We start from the raw sequence: 20,565 nt of genomic DNA, 5'->3' as shown, positions 1-20,565 counted from the left end.
TATGCCTAAACTTCCTCTTGATTTCTACCAAAACCACGATACGCTAACCCTAGCCCAGCTTCTGCTCGGTTGCGAATTGGTGCATGAATCCGCCGACGAAGGCACAACGGCCGGAATTATCGTTGAAACAGAAGCTTACCTGACCGATGATCCGGCCTGCCATGCTTACCGTCGACAAACGCCCCGCAATGCGGCTATGTTTGGTCCGGCAGGCACGCTCTACGTCTATCAAATCTACAATCATTACAACTGCATTAACGTCGTGGCGGGGCCAGAGGGCGTTGGCGAAGCCGTCCTGATTCGTGCCCTCGAACCCACAGAAGGTCTCGAGTTGATGGGGCTCCGACGCAATGAAGCCTTCAAAACGGGTTTCGCCCGATACCGCAACAACACCATTGATCCCACAACAGCCGATGGAGAACGTAATCTGGCCAACGGGCCGGGTAAACTCACCATTGCGCTGGGTATCAGTCGAAGCGAGCATAACTTCTCGTCGCTAACGACCGGAGCTATTTCAGTTCGTGGCCCCGTTCTGCATGATTTCGATATGGTGACGACCACTCGCATTGGCCTGACGCATGGCGCCGATCTGCCTTATCGATTCTATGTGAAAGGCAATAAGTATATCAGTAAGAAATAGCTAACCAATAACGATATCGTACTTCGTCAATAAACCTGGCAAGCTGTGAAGCGAGAACTTTGTCTTTTTCAGCTTATTGCCATCGGGATCCAGCGTCAGGTTGTAAGACGTAGAGAAATCTACCTGCGTCAGCGTGTTGTTGGCAAATTGGGTTAGTTCCAGGTTACAATTTTTAAATATCGCTCCACTCAGGTCGCAACTCATAAAGCGGGCTTCTTTCAGCGAACAATCTACAAAGTGGGTTTTCTTAAGATTACGGCTCAAAAAACTGGCGTAATCCAGGCGGCACTCCTGAAAATCGACATGAAAACCAAAGCTGCTGCAATGCCCGAAATTGAGCGAGCTTAAGATGCAGTTACTAAATACGACATCGTCTAGCTTAGTCCCTTCCAATACGGCCATTGCCAGATTACACGTTTCGAAACGGCAGTTCGTAAAGCTGGCATTGGCGAGTACAACTTTTGATAAATCAAGGTTTCTGAATGTACACTGCTCAAACTCGTGGCGGGGCCATTGATCCACAAGGGCTGAATTCTGGTCAAAAAGCTGTTGATGAAACTCCATTTATTATTGCCTTCAAATCGTTACCTACTGCATTAGGCGTTCGTTGACCGGAACCATACGTCCAATTTTGATGGCACAAAATTAGCCGAAGCATTGCGCTAATTACACCTTTCTGCCGAATAAAACCATAGTTGCCGAATGCGTCTGCCGCAGTCTTGACAACACGCTGTGTAAGTGGTTACTGAAGATTACAACCGGTCGTCAATTTAGTACGTTGGGGTGGTGTAGTAGCCGTAGCTACACCCCTCTTCCTAATGGGCTGTAATCGCTCAGATGTACAACCATATTCTACTGCTGCTCTGAAAACAGCGAACATATCTTCCTCACTCACAAACATGTCGATGGAGCAGCTAAGGGGGCTTAGAAGTAGCGCCACTCCAGACAGCGTTTACCTGTCAGACCCGGATAAGGAAGGCGTTTTCGCGCTGGATACCAAGGATAAGCAAAGCAGGGATAGCACAGGGGTCACCCTGGTTACGGCCAATGGTCTTCGCTATAAACGTGTGCATGCCGGAGTGGCCAGTGCCGCCTGGTTCAACATCACACCGGCTGACAACGATATTGGCCCCGAACTTCAGAATGCAGTCAATTCGACGGAAATGGTAGTTATTCCGGATGGAGAATACAATCAGCTCACGAAAGTAATTCTCCGAAGCAATGTAACCATAAAGGGTAATCCGGGTAAAGCGACGCTGAAACTGACGGGTAATGAATACATTTCTTTTCAGAACTACTGGCAGGAACAGAACCTGGAGAATGTTACCATTGATGGGATAAACTGGCTCGTTGCCTCAACAGCCCGTGTAGAAGGCTCATATGGCCCCATTACTATTGATGGACCTTCGGTAAAACACCTGACCGTTCAAAACTGCCGCAGCGTTCATACGTCGCCAACGGCTAACGTAAACTGGTTTTTTCTGAAAGTACAGCCCGGAAAAGTAACCGACAATATCGTTATCACCAATAACTATGCTAAGGGGGCGCGGATGGGTGCCGAGTTTATCAGTCAGCGTCAGCCTGTTCCTTATCTCGGCAAAGGTATCAATGTAACAAACAACCGATTCGAGAATTGCGGCTTCGGCATATCCGTTGCTGGCTCATTCGACGGTGTCGATGTCAGCAATAATTACCTGAAAGACTGCCCGACTTATGGCATTGAATTTGCCGGTTGGCTACACAACGCCCGTTTAGGGAACAATCAGTTTGAGGGGCGATTTATTTCGCTTTTTGCCGGAAACTGGGAGAACGATGGCGATGGAACCATCAGCAGCCCTGGTATGCATATTTATGACAACGCGACCGTAGGTACATGCGTGGGAAAATGGCAGGTCCGTAATGGCTACAATATGTTCATGGAAAACAACTTCCTGACCATGACTGGCCTATTAGATTTATCAGGCGCAACAAATAATGCCCAGTTTGTTAATAACAGACTTATTAGTACGATGGAGAATAAGGTCATCCAGATCAATGATGTGGCTAATCTGACATTCGCCGGTAATTATATAAGCAATGAAAATGTGAACAATAGCTGGCTGATAATTATTGTGAACGGCAGAACGGCAACCAATAATGCTTTTTACAATAACACCATTGTGAGAAGTTCCGGGAGCTTGATTGGGGCCGGAAACGGGGCAACCTACAGGTTCTACAATAATTTTGATAAAAATGGGGCCTTGTTAACGCTGTAGTGTTGACTACGGTAGGTTAAGCTACTCCATCCAGCAGGAAGCTTTTCTTCAGTTCCTAAGTCTCCTCCATACAACCGGCATCGGGCTACTGCGGTAGTAAGCAGTAGCCCGATGCCGGTTGTGTAGACAGAATTTAACAGTCAAAGCTGCTTATTGAGCGCTTTTTCCAGTTCGCTTTCGTCATTTACCGACGCAGGTTTTGGCCGCTTGTGCTCTTTCGGCTGATCAGTAGCTTTTTTTTTCCTTTCCCGACGGCGAATAGTTGGGCGAACAGAAGCGGTCGGCTCTTCCGATGCGTCCTCGGCCCGTCCTGCATCCGATTTATCAACTGAAAATGACTGCCGCAGGCGGGATAATGAATCAATCACCTGGGTTAAATTTTTCTGAGCCTTTTCCGGATAATACGCTCCTTCGTCTTCATGGTTTGGTAAACTCCTGGAAGATGCTGATTCGTCTGGCAACGGTACTGGCGCCTTGACCACCGTTACCCTTGAAGTCGAATCAGGGCAGAGGCCAGGAAAAAGCTGGCACTTATGGGTATATCCCATATACCCTAATCCACTCACACCGGCGAGTAGGGCTAGGATGATCCAACTTGCCGATCGACTTTCGGTTTTGGGCAATTCCCGTTTTGGCTGATCGACGGATGCACTAAGCCTGGGCCTTATGGACAACCACCCCGTCCGCCTTCCCTGAAGGGCAACCGTCTTACAGTCATAAGGCGCCTGAATCGTCAATTGTCCCTTGTGCAAGCCTCGCTCAGTGGAAGCATACCGGATATGCACATGGAACTTCGAGGCCGATGATTCTACCGTTAAGGTAGAACCAAAATAAGGACGGCTATCGCTGGCCAGTTGAAAATATGCCGACGCATCGGTTGTAAGCGTAATGGGCGTATCGATCAATGGCTGCGTAATAGTCAATAACAGATATGCTGGTTTATCGCTCGCTGTCTGCCTAAACGAAAGCGCGGACTGGCTGATCGTCAGCTCAGGGTTTCTGGTCACCGCTGCTGTGGCCTGAATTGGTAAAACCACCGGTTCTTCCACCGGATTCTGGATCGTCAATACACCATTTTCAGGATAGCCCCCGGTATACGCTAAGATAATGGTGCCGCTGGCAACCCATTGTCGGTTAGCTTGTTGTATATGCTCAAAGGTTTGCTCCCTACGAGGTTGGCTGGTTAGCGACGTGGTCATATAATACCCATCCGATACTGTCACGACCAGATCTTTGTGGCTGGAGGGCAAGTCTTCTACTACCGATTCTACTGTGAAGCTAAACGCCTTATCGTGGAAGTCGTCGGCTCGAATGAGCGCCTGAACAGACTGTTGAATAGGCATATGTATTTGTGTGGATTAAATTGACCTTAGTATACTGATAGTCAGACATACAACAAATAATTCAGCAATAGGATTATTCCTTATTTCTGTACACCGAATAGTAAATTAGTCGATAAACACATGAATAAACTGGCTTGAAATGAGTAAAATTCCGTCTTAGAATCAGACGAGTAGGCTATAGTGTTCTGAGCGATTTCTGCGATTTGTTTAAAAACCGAACGTAAAGTCAGTACGTATATAAACCAACTCAACAAACACTCTATGAAAACTATTCAATTAGTTGGCCACTCGCCAGCTGTATTCATTCAATCTATTATGTGGCTGGAAGGAGATGCCAATTATACACGAGTTCATTTTCAGGACGGTTCCATTAAATTAATTACCCAATCACTTCACTGGTTCGAGAAAAACCTGGACTTTGTTCGGGTTCATCGTTCGGCCATTATAAATCCTGCTTATGTTCAGGAGTTCAGTCAAAAAAAAGGTCGATCCGGCTGGATCCGGTTAGCCGATAGTACGCTCATCCCTGTTTCGCGAGATCGCCTGGAGTATACGGCTGCTCAGCTTTCACTAACAAACGAACATCGATCACCGTCCGAAGAGGTCTGACATAGACCAGATCGACTTTCATTTCTGAAGTTAGGCTCCAGCTAATGCCTAACTCATTTCATCTTTATTTGCAAACTAGTTATTCGTTTATCGTTCCTAACGACAACCTTGAATTCGTACACGAAATTAAGCACTCTACCCAGAAAACAGGAACCACCTACGCAGAAAACAGAGTTAATTTCTTAGCTGGTATAACTAAGAATAGTACTATTTTAAATCAAGCTGATTTTATATTATTGTTACTATATAGAGCTATAAATAAATAAATTATCGCCATTACAAACGATACGTACATACAGCTATCACTTTAATTTATTCCTGTCTTTATTCGTATAGGCATCTGCTTTTTGTTTAAGAAAACTCCCCCTCTAGTTTTATAGTAGATATACTGGCAAGCAACCTGAACAGGCGCATCGCTTCCCGGCTGATGCTCCTCCCAAACTAGATAAGCTACCAGTTTCTACCCTTACCTGAATAACGCCCACCCCGATGGCAACGTGCAGCTAACAGAGCGGGCACAATGTCCCTGGATCGATCAGGTGATTACCCGTTAGCCAGTCACGTTTGGGCCTGCCACCCAATGGCGATTGACCGGCCCTTTACACGTACTTATTCGATACATAAGCAGATTCTTTTCTGATAGGCAATGCCACTGACGTGCGAACAGGTCTTAATTCACTCAGCATATTCCAACGAACCGGCTTTGTGGCGCCAACAAAAACTTAGTCTACTCAATCGTTTTATTATATGAATGCACCGGTAATTCTATTTGCCTACAAGCGTCCCGATGAACTAAAGGCAACTATCCAGGCTCTTGAAGCCAACTATTTAGCTTCGGAAAGTGATCTGTACATTTTTGCCGATGCGCCAAAGCGCCCGGCAGATGCCCCAAAAGTGGCGGAGGTTCGTCAACTTCTGGATGCAATTTCAGGCTTCAAAAGCATTCATCGAGACTACGCGGAAACCAACATTGGGTGTGCCGATTCGGTTATTCGGGGCATTTCTCAGGTGTTGGCCAAATACCCCACCGCCATCATTGTCGAAGATGATCTAATAACGTCGCCTAATTTCCTGGATTTCATGAACCAGGGCTTGCAACAGTATGCCAAAAATAAGCGGGTTTACTCCGTTGCAGGTTACACGTTCCCGTTTCAGAAACCGGCAAATCATGAATCAGATGCCTATTTTATTCCCCGCCATAGCCCCTGGGGATGGGCTACCTGGGCCGATCGCTGGCAGTCGATTGATTGGGATATGGCCGACTACCCGGCCTTTACACAGGACAAAGCCGAACAGCGCCTGTTCATGCAGGGCGGCTCCGACCTGTTGGGTATGCTCCGCGACCAGATGGAAGGGCGCGCAGATGCCTGGGACATCCGCTTTTGCTTTAACCGGTTCAAAAACAATGGCTTAACCGTATATCCAACTATTTCGAAAGTGGAAAATATCGGTTTTGGCGAAGAAGCTACCCACACGAATATTTACAACCGCTACAAAACCCAACTGGACGATGGGACACAACGGGTCTTTACGCTGCCCAGAATCGTTCAGTCTACGGAATATTATCAGCAACAGACGCTGCGTCGATACAGCGTTCCCATTCGGATTTTTAATCGATTGAAAACGCTTGCTGGCATGCGTTGATCCAGTTTTACCCGCCCCGATCGTGTTTATCGGGGCGTTTTTTTACCGTGTTTATCTCTAGATCGCTCATCGTAATGACATATTCAGCTTTTTTCAAATGCGTGATGCTGGTCGCTTCGTTCACCATCCTTGCCCATTGCAAACCATCTGACCCCGAACCGGACACCATCGTTGAGCGGCAGGACGCGCTAACGATTGCCCAGCTAAGAGCCTTTTCGGGCAGTTCGGTTCCTACTCGCATCCAGATCACGGATGCGGGCAAAGAGGGCGTATTCAAACTGGATCAGACCGATCATACCAGTACTGACAACATGGGGCTGACACTGGTTACGATAAAAGGATACCGCTACAAACGGGAGTTCTCGGGGTCGGCCAACGGGTTTTGGTTCGGCATCACCGAATCCGACGACGACATCGGGCCTGAATTGCAGGTAGCCATAAATGCTACGGACGACATCACCATTCCGGATGGCACCTATACCCAGACCACTAATGCCAACTTGAGGAGTAATTTGACCTTACGGGCTAATCCAGGTAAAGCAATTATCCGACTGCCAAAGTCCCACGTTTCTTTGGGCGCTCTTGTCAGCGCAACAACCCCCAATGCATCGTTGGACAATGTCTTGATTGATGGCCTAAGCTGGGTTGTATCCTCGCAGGAAATTGGCAATTATGGTACCATTTCAATTGATGGTCCATCCGTTTCTAACCTAACGATCCAGAACTGTAGCGGAGACGACAGCGCGGCCAAAGACAGTACCAACTGGCTGACGCTAAAAATTCAGGCCGGACGAACGGCCTCCAACATCATCGTTCGCAATAACACCGTGCAGGCGAAACGCATGGCGTGTGAAATTTTCAACCATGACAATTTCAACGTTTATGCGGGAAAAAACATCAATGTGAGTGGCAATACGTTCTACAATTGCCACTTTGGTATCTCGTTGTCTGGCCCGCTGGACCAACTTACGGTGGACAACAATTACATCAAAAACTGCAGTCTGTTCGGGATTGAAATTGCCGGGGCGGCTCAGCATGTGACGATTACGAATAACAAATTTGAAGGCGTATTCGACAAATTCCTTGAAGGGTCCAACGACGGAGGTGGTAATGGCTCGATCGTTGGCGGCATGATTATTAGTGGTAACTCAACAGTTGGTTTATGCACAGGAGGCATCCAGCTCTTTAATGGAGGAGCCGTTCAGTTCACGAAGAACACATTCAGAATGACGGGAATGATCGAGTTGTTTTCGTCAACGGCGGGTGGCACGTTCACCGAAAATGTGATCGAGAGTTCGGCTACCAAAGCAATCGTTTGTGATAACTCCCCGAATAACACGTTCTCGAACAATACCATTTCGAACAAAACAAACGCGGTCAATCAGGCTACATTTTTAGCGTATGGCAGCAAAGCAACGAACAACGTACTAACGGGTAATAAACTGATCCAGGGAGTGGGCGGAAAGCCCTATGATGCTGTGTTAGGCGCTAGTTGCAAGGCATCCATGAATTACGACGCGGCTGGCAACTTAATTCCCTAAAAGCGGCTTTTAGCCGATAAATCAACGATCTCATACCTGCTTATGGCTAGTTAGAATCGTCTTGGCTACCCATTCTTTATTCTGCCCATCAGCGATCAACTGCTGATGGGCAGTTTGCTTTTACTCACCAGAATAGGCCTGATCTACGATCCAGCGAAGCATCCTGTCCTGGATAGGCCGAGTCAACTCCACTTATGAAAAAAGTAACACATGCAACATCTGGTAATAATACAAATCAGTATTTATAAAGCGCTAGAGTTGTTTTTTAAAAATTCCCATCAATGGTATAACTATTCCCATAAACAGGCAAAATGCAGAGTTAATTTCTTAACAGGTATTACTTGCTTGTTTTATAGAATACATGATATAAATCCCATATCATTATTACTCCAGACGTAATAACCTACCCAAGTTGTTACCGACTAGAGTAAACTAATAATCAATTTAAAATATTTGTTTACAAGCCTAAGAAGGTCGTGAATTCAGTAATCCTTTGTCTTCAGAAATCAACATTCTACTTTCGAGTTATAATAGTACAACGGCGAACGTCAAGTTTATCCGTTATGTGCTCCACCGTGCACCCATCTTCTTAGTACTCTAGCAGTACACGCTCCAAGCCTCTTTTACTAGAAAGCCGTAGAGCAGTAAAATCTGATTATCAGTCAAATCAACATACCAAAAGTATAGTACTACTGAAAAGACGTACGAACGATTAACGATTGTTAAGTCAGTTTTCACCCATTCACTATACGAACCAGGAATACCAAGCCATACGCACGAATGAGTAAAAAGATTCTTACACCACACCTAGCCCATTGGATAAGCGTATTAGCTATTACCCTGTCTGTAGCATCGCTGGAAGGCTGTACATCGGCCAAAAAGCTGGTTTACTTCCAGGGCGCTACCCTAAATGATGATACTGTAAACATAGCCGAGCCGTTCATTCCAACTATCAAAAAAGGCGATGTCTTATCCGTTCAGGTAAGCAGCCTCAACGCTGAAGCATCTGCCTATTTTAACCCCGTTTCTATGGCCGAGGCCACTGCTGTGACCGCCACCGCTAACCCTCTGGCCCGTACGGTTGGCTATCCCGTAGCCGACGACGGTACCATTAAACTACCGCTTATTGGCCAGTTGAGTGTACTTGGGCTGACCAATACCAAAGCAAGTGAACTCATTACCAGTAAACTCAAAAGTTATCTAAAAGAACCAACGGTTAATGTCCGAAACCTGAATTTTAGAATTTCAGTACTCGGCGAGGTAACCCGCCCGGCTTTATTCACCATTCCAAATGAACAAATAACCTTGCCGGAAGCCTTAGGACTGGCTGGCGACCTGACCATCTACGGTCGTCGCGACAATGTTCTTGTCATTCGGGAAGAAGGGACAAAACGCATCTTTGCCCGTCTTGACCTTACCCGACGGGATGCCTTTCGCTCGCCCTATTATTCGCTTCACCCCAATGATGTCGTTTACATAGAGCCAGGAAAAGCCCGCGTAACCAGTGTTGACAGAGCCTACCAACTTACCCCCGTGGTTACCGGTATTCTGTCTCTGATAGCGATTATTGCGACCCGGCGTTAACCGGAATTACTCATAACTGTCATCACTCTCAACGTAATTTTCTTTATTTATGAATTCACGGTCATCTAATTCATATGTTTCCTACCAGGTTGTCGATTCAGGCAGTTCGGTGCTCAGGACACATATACTGCCATACCTCCGCTACTGGCCCTGGTTTGTTTTATCGGTAGGGTTGGCCCTGGCGGGCGCTTATGTATACCTACTTTACAAACAGCCTATCTACAAGATCCAGGCCAGCCTGTTGCTTCAGGATGAAAAGAGGGGAAGTGGTCAGGATAACCCCCTGAAAGAACTGGAAGTATACTCGCCTAAAAAGGTGGTCGAAAATGAGCTCGAAGTGCTGCATTCATCTACCCTGATGGATCGGGTCGTTGCGAACCTCCACCTGGACAGCCAGTATTTTCGGAAAACGAAATTCGGAAAACGGGAGATCTATGCCGATTCACCCGTCTGGCTACTTGTTGAGGAAGCCGACCCGAGTCTGTACAAAACTCCCCTGGCGCTGTCGTTCGTGAATGCGGAAACGGTGCGGATCAACGACAAAACGTATCCGCTCAATCAGCGCCTGAAGACTCCCTATGGCCAAATTCGTGTATTGACAAGGAAAGACGTCAGTAGCAAAAGCGAACCCATAACCATTCAAGCTATGCCCCAGGCGGCTGCCGTTGGTATGTATCTGGATAAACTGAAAACCGAGCCAACCAGCAAAACGTCGACGGTTATCCACCTTACTCTCGAAGATGCCGTTCCGGAGAAAGGAGAGGCCGTACTGAATAGCCTGATCAACGAGTACAATCAGGCGGCCATTGCCGATAAAAATAAGGTAGCGTCCAATACCCTTAAATTCGTGGAAAACCGGCTTCGTATGGTGTCGGGCGAGTTGTCTTCGGTCGAGCGTAATGTGGAGCAATACAAATCGACGATGGGGATTACCGATCTGGGCGCTCAGGCGCAATCGTTTCTGCAGACAACGCAACAAAATGACGCCCAGCTCAACCAGGTAAACATTCAGTTGGCGGTGCTTAACGATCTGGAAAATTTTATCAGCACACAATCGGACAAACGAGGCAGCACACCAGCCACGGTAGGTATCAATGATCCGGTTCTGCTGAATCAAATCGACAAGCTCTCGCAACTCGAACTACAACGCGACGAAATACAGCAGACAAGCGGAGACGCAAACCCAAGGCTACAATCGCTGGATAACCAGATCAAAAATACCAAACACAACATTGACCAGAACATTCGGACAATGAAATCCATGCTGACCAGTTCGAAAGAACAGTATGTGGCGAAGAACGAAAAACTGGAAAATGTGATCAAGACCGTTCCTAAACAGGAACGTGCGCTGATGGACATTACTCGTCAGCAGACCATCAAAAACAACCTCTATACGTACCTTCTTCAGAAGCGCGAGGAAATGGCTGTTACGTTTGCCGCTGCCATTTCAGACAGCCGGACAATCGACGCGGCCAAAAGCAGCCTGAGTCCTGTGAAGCCTGTTGGTATCGTTATCTATGCCCTCTTCGGACTCATAGGGCTGTTGGTACCAACAGCGGCCATTGCAGGCAAGGGAGCCTTAAACACCAAAGTATCGCGCCGGGGCGATGTGGAGGATGTTACTCAGGTACCCATTCTGGGCGAAGTGATGAACAAGCGGCAACGCGATGTGCTGATCGTTGGACCAAACAACCGATCGGTGATTGCCGAGCAGATTCGGACCATTCGCACTAACCTCTACATTGGCAAAGGCGATATGGACGAGAGCCAGGTGCTGTTGTTCACCTCCAGCATCAGTGGTGAGGGCAAGTCATTTATTTCCATGAACCTGGGCGCGAGTATGGCCTTACTCAAACAGCCAACCGTCATTCTGGAAATGGATATGCGTTTGCCACGTCTGCACCAACTGTTCGACATCGACAATTCAGTTGGGATCAGTACGTACCTGAACGGAGAAGCTACATTAGCCGATATTCTGAAGCCTGTTCCGGGTTATCCGAATTACTTCATTATCCCAAGCGGCCCCCTGCCTCCAGATCCATCAGAACTCCTGAGTGGGCCTAATCTGAAACAGTTGATTGGTGAATTGCGCGAGAAGTTCCGGTATGTGATCATCGATGCCCCCCCAATTGGTATCGTCACCGACGCGCAGGCCATTGCTCCTTATTCCGACGCTACCCTGTTCGTAGTCCGTCATGGGGTGACGCCGAAAGACAGCCTGAAAATTCTGGACATGCTCCACCGCGAGCAGCGCTTCCAGAACATGCGCATCATACTTAACGCCGTAGGAAGTGGTCATGGGTATCACTTCAACAATGGCTATAAGAACAGTTACTCGTACCGGTAAGACCATTGACGCCATTAAGGCGGTCTTACTTCGGATGATACCCAAGGCAACTTTTCATCCATACCTGTAAATAGACACGATCATGCAGGCTTCTACCAACGGAAAAACGTTTCATTTATATCTTAGCTACGACGATGAGGCCAGGCCTTATACAACGAAGCGCGTGCTCAGGGGCATCAAAAAGCGAGGATTTGACCTACTCATTGCCAGTATCGTAGTGGCTGCCATTCTCATTTGGCTGATACCTATACTTGCTCTATTGATCAAATTGACCTCGCCAGGACCAGCCATTTTTGTGCAGTCCCGCACCGGGCGAAATGGCCGGGTATTCCCGTGCCTGAAATTTCGAACCATGACCTACGACCGGAACGCCGAATTTCATCAGGCCACCCGACACGATATGCGCGTTACGCGCATCGGAAAGTTTCTGCGCAAAACGAATCTAGACGAGATGCCCCAGTTTCTGAACGTACTGGCGGGTCACATGAGCATTGTGGGGCCGCGTCCGCACCCCATTCCGCTCGATGCCCAGCATTGGCACACACTACCCGGCTACAAGGAACGCTATACCGTTCGGCCCGGCATTACCGGACTGGCGCAGGCCAGAGGGGCCCGTGGCGAAACAGCCGAGCTCTATAAAATGAAAGTCCGGGTGCGCTACGACCATCTGTACATCCGTCGCCAGTCGACCCGGCTGGATGCTAAAATCTGCTGGTGGACCGTACAGGCCGCCATTAAAGGCAACAAAAACGCCTGGTAGAGCACAATACCCTTAACGCGTAAATAGTCCATCACCATGACAAAAGTCCTACAAGTCCAGCTCTATGATGCCGGTCTGCCCTCGGCGGTTCAGGACATCATTGAGCAGTGTCAGCCAACCGCCATTCGGCAAAACAAATGCGTGAGTGCTACCGGCGCCCACGGCCTGGTAACGGCCTTCAAAGAGCCGGAGTTTAAGTCGGTACTCGATTCATTTTACTGGAATCTGCCCGACGGCATGCCCGGCGTCTGGGTTGGCAAACTCAAAGGAGCCAAACAAATGACCCGTTGCTACGGCCCCGACTTTTTCAAATATGTGTTTGAAAACAGCGCCGACAAGTCGATCAGGCACTTCCTGTGTGGCGGTCAGGAGGGCGTGGCCGAGGAACTGAAGAAAGCCGTTGGCCAAAAGTTTGGCAACTACCAGGTGGCCGGCACATTTTGTCCGCCTTTCCGGGAAATGTCGGATCAGGAATTTCAGACATTGGGCGATCAGATAAATCGTTCGGGAGCCAATATCGTCTGGATTGGTCTGAGTACACCCAAGCAGGAACGCTTCGCCCGGCGGCTGGCCCAATGGGTCGATGTCAACTTCATTGTGACAGTCGGAGCCGCCTTCGACTTCCACACGGATCGGGTTAAACAGGCGCCCAGTTGGATGCAACGGATGTCGCTGGAGTGGCTCTTCCGGCTGATGGCAGAGCCCAAACGGCTCTATAAGAGATACTTGGAAATCGTTCCTCTTTTTATATTCCTTAATGTGAAAGAATTTTTCTCACCCGTTAAACAATCAACCGCTTCGGCGAATCAACAATTATGAAAAAAGCGCTCGTCTGTGGTGCAGGTGGCTTCATTGGTGGTCACCTTGTTAATCGACTCAAATCTGAAGGATACTGGGTTCGTGGAGTCGATGTAAAAGAAAACGAATACGGCAACACCAACGCCGATGAGTTCGTTATCGGCGATTTAAGAAACCCGGAAGTAGCCGACGAAGTAATCACGTCAGATCTGGACGAGATCTACCAGTTAGCGGCTGATATGGGCGGGGCAGGCTTTGTCTTTACGGGTACAAACGATGCCGCCATCATGCACAATTCGGTGCTCTGCAACCTGAACGTTCTCGAAGCTGCCAAGAACAAAGGCGTGAAGCGAATCTTCTATTCGTCGTCAGCCTGTATGTATCCTGAGCATAACCAGATGGACCCCAACAACCCAAAATGCTCGGAAGAGTCGGCTTATCCGGCCAATCCAGACAGCGAATACGGTTGGGAGAAACTCTTCTCGGAGCGGCTGTTCCTGGCCTACCAGAAGAATCATGGTATCGAGGCCCGCATTGCCCGGTTCCACAACATCTTCGGTCCAATGGGCACCTGGGATGGTGGTCGTGAAAAAGCACCTGCTGCCGTTTGCCGCAAAGTGGCGATGGCCGAAGATGGTGGCTCGATCGAGATCTGGGGCGATGGCAAACAAACCCGTTCATTCCTGATCGTAGACGAATGTGTTGAAGGGATCCGCCGGTTGATGAGTTCTGATTTTTCGGGACCTGTGAACATCGGTTCGGAAGAAATGATCTCGCTCAATGACTTCGCCAAAATGGTGATCGACATTTCGGGCAAGAGTCTGTCCATCAACAACATTCCGGGTCCATTGGGTGTGCGGGGTCGTAACTCCGACAACCACCTGATCACCGAGAAACTAGGTTGGGCTCCCTCGACTCCCCTGCGGAAAGGTGTTGAGAAAACCTACGACTGGATTTCGGAACAGATCCAGAAAAAAGTACTCGAACCTGTAGAAGCCTAATGGAACGGATTACGGCCTCCCTTACGCACCTTGAGCGCGAGCTTACCGCTCATGCTCAGGGTGCAAAGCAGGTTTTCCTCCGGAATAGTGATACGCCAACGAATGTAACGCAGGTAGCCTATGGCACCTTTACGAAGGCAGATTATTGCGAGCTGCACGCCCACGCAACCATGGAAGAGTGCTTCTTTTTCCTGAAAGGTGAGGGAATTTATGTCGTTGCCGATCAGCAGATTCCGCTGGAACACGGTGTTTTTGTCAGGATTCCGGCGGGGGTGCCTCATCGGCTCGAAGCCACCGGCGACGAACCCCTGGAGTACGTTTATTTTGGAATAGCCACGAATTGAGCTCTTTAACCAACAAACAGAGTATGGTAAGCAAGCAGGCAGCCACTGTCGATATAGCCGACGTGACCGTACTGGATTCAGTCGCCCTAGATTCGGATAGCCCGAAGCCAAAGGCGTTATCGAAACCGGTTCTGAAGCGATTTGCTATTAATGTAGCGTCGCTGTTCAGCGTTCACGTGGCCAATATGCTGTTGCCGCTGCTGACCGTACCCTATGTCGTTCGCATCATTGGGCCGGAACGCCTGGGCCTGCTGAATTTTTCGCAGGCTTACGTGGCCTACTTTACGCTGTTGATCAATTACGGTTTCGATATGGCCGCCGTTCGAACTATTGCGGCTAACCGAACGAATAAAGTGCTGGTGAATAGGGCGTTCAGCGAGGTCATTGCCGGGAAAGCCCTGTTGTGGGTACTATCGACACTGATCTTCATGGGCATCACGTGGTTCACGCCCGAGTTCCGGTCGCACATTGTGCTGCATACCTGCACCTACATCACCTGTATTGGTATCGTTCTGTTTCCGGTATGGCTATACCAGGCCATGGAAGACTTAGGACGGGTGGCCATTTTTAATCTGGTTGTCAAGGTGTTGTTCACCCTGGCAGTGTTCCTGCTCATTCGACGACCTGAGGACTATTTCTACCAGAACCTGTCTGTCAGTATAGCGCAGGTAGTCGTCAGTGTTATTGCCATTACCGTAGCCATACGACGCTTTAAACTAACATTTACCTGGCCAACGGTTAGCCAGTTGATCAATCGGTTCCGGGAAGACAGCACCCTGTTTTTCTCGTCGGTGATGATCACCCTATACGCCGGGTCGACGGTTTTCCTGCTGGGTTTGCTCAGCAATGCTTACGATGTGGGTATTTTTTCGGCGGGCACCCGGCTCGAAAGTATCTCCCGCTCCTTCGTTACGATGGGGCTGAATCAGGCCTTCTTCCCCATTGTTGCCAGTGCTTTCGGCGCTAGCCGGGCGAATGGCCTGCACGTTGTTCGAATGACATTTTTTCCCCTGATGACCTGCATGGTTCTGGTCTCGCTGGGGTTATGGCTGGTTGCTCCGGTGTTCATTACCTTATTCTACGGAGCTACGTTTCAGGACGCCATTCCGGTGTTACGGATTGTTTCGCTGCTTCCCATTATGATCGGGATCAGTAATCTGCTGGGCATGCATACGATGCTCAATCTGCGCATGGATAAAGCGTTCTTCCGGATAACCGCTCTTGGTTCTGTCGTTGGCCTGGTGGTCAACGCGGTGATGATTCAGAAGATGGGTTTTGTCGGAGCGGCTTATGCCTGGGTAACGGCCGAAGCCTTCATTGCCCTGTCCATGTATCTCTACCTGCGCAATCAGGGCATACAAGTCATTCAACTGGCTTATTTTAAGGAGGCTGTTCAGTTTACGCAGACCCGATTAGCCACACTTTTTAAACGATCGAATTGACAATGGCAACAGTAGCCGCCGTGGTTGTGACCTATAACAGGCTCGAAGACCTGAAAAAATGCATCGTTAGTCTGCAGGCGCAATCGCACCCGCTTGATGCCATCTTTGTCATCAACAATGGCAGTACAGACGGGACCGACGAATGGCTGGCCGAGCAAACCGGTCTTCAGATCACCACTCAGCCAAATCTGGGCGGAGCGGGTGGGTTTGCCACCGGTATCGATACGGCTTACAAGGCCGGATACGACTGGCTCTGGTGCATGGACGACGATTGTCTGGCTGCGCCAGATGCGCTGGAAACCCTGATGACCGCGCCCAACATTGGCCCCTGCATTAAGAACTGCGTTTCGGTCAGTAATAAGGATCATAGCGAATTGGCTTTTTACGTAGACCGCCCCAACCGCAGCTACCGCAAAGTGGCCGATATGTCGCCCTTTGATCTGGTCTATGGTGTCGCCTTCTTTTTCAACGGTACACTGATTAGTGCTGAGGTGGTTAAAAACGTTGGCCTGCCCGACAAGAAATTATTCATCTGGGGCGACGAAGTGGAATACATGACCCGCGTCCAGAAAATGGGGTATCCTGTAGTAACCGTACCCCGTTCCAAATTTTATCACCCGCCTTCCTTCGATCGGGATGGTATCCCCTGGCCGGGTGCCTGGAAGCAATACTACGCCGTACGCAATCAGCGCCGGGTATTCCAGAATATTCACGGCGACAAATACGGTAAACTCGTTTTTCTGCGGTGGTCCATCCGGTCTACACTAGGGCAAGCGGTAACCAGCCATAATAACAAGCTGTATAATTTTCTGCTCTACAGCGAAGCGGCTTTCGATAGCCTGTTCAATAATTTCCGTAAGAAACCAGGCAATATTCTTACCCTGAAACTGTACCGATTATTGAATAAATAACCTAGCCAGCCCACTAACAAGACCTGTTCAGTATGAGAGTTTTACTCGTTTCAACGGCCACTCAAACCTCCCGCACGGGTGTCACAGCGCATTACAATCGCTTGTTGGCACAATTGCCGGGCCGGGTGGACTCTGTCGAGCTCATAACCCCCGCCGATGCGCCATTCCTTGTAAAAAAAACCTTTGGTGTCTTACGGCGAATAGCGGCTTTGTTGGGACAAAACAGCAGTGTGCTTTGTCTGGAACTGGAAAATTTCGTTAGTGTGTGGGCGTCGGTTCGGTTAAAAGGGGCCCATTCAGTCGACATTGTTCATGCGCAGGATACGACGTCCGGGGCGGCAGCCGCCATCGGTTTATCCCGCAAGGTACGGGTGATCGCTACCTGCCACTTCAACGACAACCCAATAGCCGAATATCAGGAAGCTTATAACCTCAACGCCTGGACTAGCCAACGTTTGACCGACTGGTTCACCTACCTCTTCAAACAGCAGGACGCCTTCATTACGGTCTCCGGGTATACAAAACGCACCTCCGCTTTTTTACGCCCGAAGCAGGCCATCTGTACCGTCATTCATAATGGCGTTACGTTTCCACCCGTGTTGCCCCGGCGGAATGAAGGCCTGCTAACGATTGTCAATATTGGCACTATTGAAACCCGCAAAAACCAACGGTTGCTCATTGACGCTGCCGACGAGTTACGAAAGCAGGGATACACTAATTTTCAAATCCAACTGTTGGGCGATGGCCCCAAACGAAACGAATGGGAAGCACTCGTGCAGGAAAAAGGCCTGGCGGGTTTTGTCTCCTTCCTGGGTTTCCAGGCAGATGTGACAAGCTTCCTGCAACAAGCCAGCCTGTATGTGCATACGGCCGCTAACGAATCCTGGGGATACACCATCACCGAGGCCATTTCGGCCGGAACGCCCGTGCTGGCTCTGGCAACGGGAGGTATTCCCGAACAATTCGACAGCCAGAAACCGGGGCTGCTGCCAGCCAAAGCAACCGCGTCTGAACTGGCCGAGGCCATTCTGCGCTACCAGCATCCGGACGCCAGACAACGGTTGGCGGATCAGCAAATGCAGTACGCCCGTGAGCGATTCCGCATGGACATCATGATCGACAAACACCTTGCTTTCTACCGGGACGTCATGAATCGACAGGAAGCAAGTTTCACCCACGAATCAACGGCCCTGACAGTATGATAACCTGGATATATAGACTCGTACTTTTCATGCTCCTCTTCGGAATGAGCGCCCTCATTTATGGGGGAAATTCGCTCAATCCCTTGCTGGACAAAGCCGTTAGCGGAACAACGCTGATCGGTATTCTAGCCCTGATCGTTTGTTACTTCTGGCAACCCCCGCTTTTCAAAACAGTAGCCTGGTTGCTGGGCCTGGGCGTTATTGGCTTGGTTCTGGAATCGAAGTATGAATACGGGCAGTTTGTGTACTCGTACTTCGTTATTAAGCGCTTCGCCTATTGTGGCTTGGCATTGCTAGCTTATGTAGTAGCTACCCAGGCAGAGCCATTCAAACTTAAGTACGCAGTTTACATCATCTTCGCCTTTTATGTCATTAACCAGTTATTTCTGGGCCAGATTTTTAGCTACAACCTCACCTCCGAGAGCCGAACAGTAACCTCAAACGAGGCCCTGTATCTGGTTATTCCGTGCCTGTATTACCTGATGATGTATCTGAAAGATCGTAAAATCCCCGATCTGCTGCTGACCTTGTTTAGTTTCGCTTTAATCGTTTTTCTGTTGCACCGTTCCGTCATTTCGGCCGCTATTGTGGCGATTGGCGTCGTAGGAGGCCTGTCGATGGTCGGCAAGCTGCCATCGAGTGGCTTCCCCATGGGCCGCACGCTGGGTACGTTTGTGGTATTGCTCATTTTGCTGGCCCCGGCCCTGGCCATGATGCCGGGTAACAAAGTAAACGCCATCCTGGAAAACCTCGGCGGCATCCTCGACCCAAAAGAAGACAATACCGGAAGCTGGCGGCTCGAGCAGTCAGAATATTATTTAAGCCAGATTCCCGATAAACCCTTGCTGGGCTGGCGCTATGAAGGCTACGACCGGGGCGAAATTATGGTGAATGAGGACTTCCCCGAGAAGGGAACCATCATTCACTCGCAGTACATCGACATGTTGTACAATTACGGCGCGGTTGGTCTGGCCATTAACCTGCTCATTATCCTCGGCACCTTACTGATCATGTATCGCCGGAACAAGACCTTCACCATCGAACAGACCGTGCTGTTCGGTTTCATCGTCAGTGGTCTGGTCTACGGCGTTTCGTATCAGTTGCCCGTTTTTTTCTGGGGTTTCGTTGGCCTGGCGATGTACTACGCCCTCAAACGTCCGGATGAAGATTATGCCGATGAGTACATCACAGTGGACATCACCGAGTCATCGGATACGTCCCTTCACCCCTTTGCACCGACTAAAATTCAGGAAGTCTTATGATCAGTATCGTTATCCCTGTCCACAACCGCTTAGAGTTTACCCGGCAATGCCTGGCGTGTCTGTTTGTTCAGACGTACCGAAACTTTCAGATTATCGTGGTCGATGATGGGTCGACCGACGGAACCGACATCATGATCAGCCAGGAATTTCCGGAGGTGGTTGTGTTGAAGGGCGATGGGAATTTATGGTGGACAGAAGCCACCAACTGGGGTATTCGCTATGCCCAAAAACACCAGGATAAACGGCAGGAGAGTTTTGTGCTAACCCTCAATGACGACACCCGAGTGGCACCCGACTACCTGCAAACCATGCTGGACGGGTATCGAAAACACAAGCCTTGCCTGATTGGATCGGTCAGCGTCGATAGTGACAATCCCGAAAAACTGGAGTATGCCGGGGCGGCCTTTGAACTGTACACAGCTGGTGGCCGACACTTATCGGAAGACTATCATAACAGTTACCGTGAATTGTCAGCGCGTACGTCCTATGTGGAATCGCACTCGTTGCCCGGTCGGGGAACGCTGATTCCAATGGAAGTATTTGACAAAATCGGGCTGTTTGATTCGAAGAAATATATCCATTACATGTCCGACATCGAGTTTTCGGTGCGGGCGCGCAAGGCAGGGTATCGGCTGATTGTCAACGTGCCCAGCGTAGTCTATGAGTTTGTGAAAGCAACGGGTATTCAGGTTGAGCGCAAAATAACGCTGAAAGAGTTCATCGACGGCTTTACGTCGATCAAATCGCCGACCAACCTGCGCGTTCGTTACAACTTCGCCATTGACCATTCCAAGACAAAAGCGCTCTATTTCTGCTTCGACGTTGGTCGAATTTGTACGGGTTTTTTACTACGTAAAGTTCGAATTATGAAATCGCTATAAG

18 protein-coding genes are annotated in these 20,565 nt (G+C 49.2%); 16 read left to right on the top strand and 2 right to left on the bottom strand.

Translation table 11 applies throughout. The features are described from left to right. Position 1 precedes the first annotated feature (1 nt). Entirely contained in the window at positions 2-640 is a 639-nt protein-coding gene (locus ACYVAM_RS15665; RefSeq protein ID WP_461068574.1) for a DNA-3-methyladenine glycosylase, read from the top strand. Here the strand turns inward: ACYVAM_RS15665 and ACYVAM_RS15660 are convergent, their stop codons facing one another. Next, positions 641-1,204 (bottom strand): pentapeptide repeat-containing protein, encoded by a 564-nt coding sequence (locus ACYVAM_RS15660; RefSeq protein WP_461068572.1) that lies wholly within the window; start codon positions 1,202-1,204, stop codon positions 641-643. Between the two features lie 341 nt (positions 1,205-1,545). Here ACYVAM_RS15660 and ACYVAM_RS15655 point away from each other — a divergent pair, with 341 nt between their 5' ends. Then, positions 1,546-2,895, top strand: coding sequence for a hypothetical protein (locus ACYVAM_RS15655; protein ID WP_461068570.1), 1,350 nt, complete (start codon positions 1,546-1,548; stop codon positions 2,893-2,895). Positions 2,896-3,035: 140 nt separating this feature from the next. Here ACYVAM_RS15655 and ACYVAM_RS15650 read toward each other — a convergent pair whose 3' ends face one another. Then, complete coding sequence (locus ACYVAM_RS15650; protein WP_461068568.1) at positions 3,036-4,238, bottom strand: hypothetical protein; 1,203 nt, start codon at positions 4,236-4,238, stop codon at positions 3,036-3,038. A 261-nt stretch (positions 4,239-4,499) separates the two neighbouring features. On the opposite strand from ACYVAM_RS15650, the gene ACYVAM_RS15645 reads away from it, so the two are divergent. The 14 genes from ACYVAM_RS15645 (at position 4,500) to ACYVAM_RS15580 (ending at position 20,564) form a co-directional block, all read left to right on the top strand. Further along, positions 4,500-4,847, top strand: a complete 348-nt coding sequence (locus ACYVAM_RS15645) for a LytTR family DNA-binding domain-containing protein (protein WP_461068566.1) — start codon at positions 4,500-4,502, stop codon at positions 4,845-4,847. Positions 4,848-5,594: 747 nt separating this feature from the next. Beyond that, a complete protein-coding gene (locus ACYVAM_RS15640; protein ID WP_461068564.1) occupies positions 5,595-6,491 on the top strand; it encodes a glycosyltransferase family protein in 897 nt (298 codons plus the stop codon). Positions 6,492-6,565: 74 nt separating this feature from the next. Beyond that, the gene (locus ACYVAM_RS15635; RefSeq protein ID WP_461068562.1) at positions 6,566-8,032 is read left to right on the top strand and encodes a right-handed parallel beta-helix repeat-containing protein; all 1,467 of its coding nucleotides are present in this window, start codon (positions 6,566-6,568) and stop codon (positions 8,030-8,032) included. A 780-nt stretch (positions 8,033-8,812) separates the two neighbouring features. Beyond that, positions 8,813-9,616 carry a polysaccharide biosynthesis/export family protein gene (locus ACYVAM_RS15630; RefSeq protein ID WP_461068560.1) on the top strand — a complete coding sequence of 268 codons (804 nt, stop codon included), beginning with the start codon at positions 8,813-8,815 and terminating at the stop codon, positions 9,614-9,616. A 49-nt stretch (positions 9,617-9,665) separates the two neighbouring features. Continuing rightward, entirely contained in the window at positions 9,666-11,963 is a 2,298-nt protein-coding gene (locus ACYVAM_RS15625; RefSeq protein WP_461068558.1) for a GumC family protein, read from the top strand. An 82-nt stretch (positions 11,964-12,045) separates the two neighbouring features. Further along, complete coding sequence (locus ACYVAM_RS15620; protein ID WP_461068556.1) at positions 12,046-12,723, top strand: sugar transferase; 678 nt, start codon at positions 12,046-12,048, stop codon at positions 12,721-12,723. Positions 12,724-12,759: 36 nt separating this feature from the next. Beyond that, positions 12,760-13,542, top strand: a complete 783-nt coding sequence (locus ACYVAM_RS15615; RefSeq protein ID WP_461068554.1) for a WecB/TagA/CpsF family glycosyltransferase — start codon at positions 12,760-12,762, stop codon at positions 13,540-13,542. Beyond that, the gene (locus tag ACYVAM_RS15610; protein WP_461068552.1) at positions 13,539-14,522 is read left to right on the top strand and encodes an NAD-dependent epimerase/dehydratase family protein; all 984 of its coding nucleotides are present in this window, start codon (positions 13,539-13,541) and stop codon (positions 14,520-14,522) included. Before ACYVAM_RS15615 ends, ACYVAM_RS15610 begins: the two co-directional genes overlap by 4 nt. Further along, a complete protein-coding gene (locus ACYVAM_RS15605) occupies positions 14,522-14,866 on the top strand; it encodes a cupin domain-containing protein (RefSeq protein ID WP_461068550.1) in 345 nt (114 codons plus the stop codon). The genes ACYVAM_RS15610 and ACYVAM_RS15605 overlap by 1 nt, the downstream gene beginning before the upstream one ends. Positions 14,867-14,889: 23 nt before the next feature. Continuing rightward, positions 14,890-16,308 (top strand): flippase, encoded by a 1,419-nt coding sequence (locus ACYVAM_RS15600; protein WP_461068548.1) that lies wholly within the window; start codon positions 14,890-14,892, stop codon positions 16,306-16,308. Between the two features lie 2 nt (positions 16,309-16,310). Beyond that, on the top strand, positions 16,311-17,219 hold the full coding sequence (locus ACYVAM_RS15595; RefSeq protein WP_461068546.1) for a glycosyltransferase family 2 protein: 909 nt from the start codon (positions 16,311-16,313) through the stop codon (positions 17,217-17,219). A 32-nt stretch (positions 17,220-17,251) separates the two neighbouring features. Next, positions 17,252-18,421, top strand: a complete 1,170-nt coding sequence (locus ACYVAM_RS15590; RefSeq protein WP_461068544.1) for a glycosyltransferase family 4 protein — start codon at positions 17,252-17,254, stop codon at positions 18,419-18,421. 29 nt (positions 18,422-18,450) lie between these two features. Next, entirely contained in the window at positions 18,451-19,683 is a 1,233-nt protein-coding gene (locus ACYVAM_RS15585) for an O-antigen ligase family protein (protein ID WP_461068542.1), read from the top strand. After that, complete coding sequence (locus ACYVAM_RS15580; RefSeq protein WP_461068540.1) at positions 19,680-20,564, top strand: glycosyltransferase family 2 protein; 885 nt, start codon at positions 19,680-19,682, stop codon at positions 20,562-20,564. Before ACYVAM_RS15585 ends, ACYVAM_RS15580 begins: the two co-directional genes overlap by 4 nt. The last annotated feature ends 1 nt before the right edge of the window (position 20,565 follow it).

The organism is Spirosoma horti, assembly GCF_054776595.1.
The sequence above is the reverse complement of the archived record's forward strand: the minus strand, read 5'-3'. Positions and strand labels throughout refer to the sequence as shown.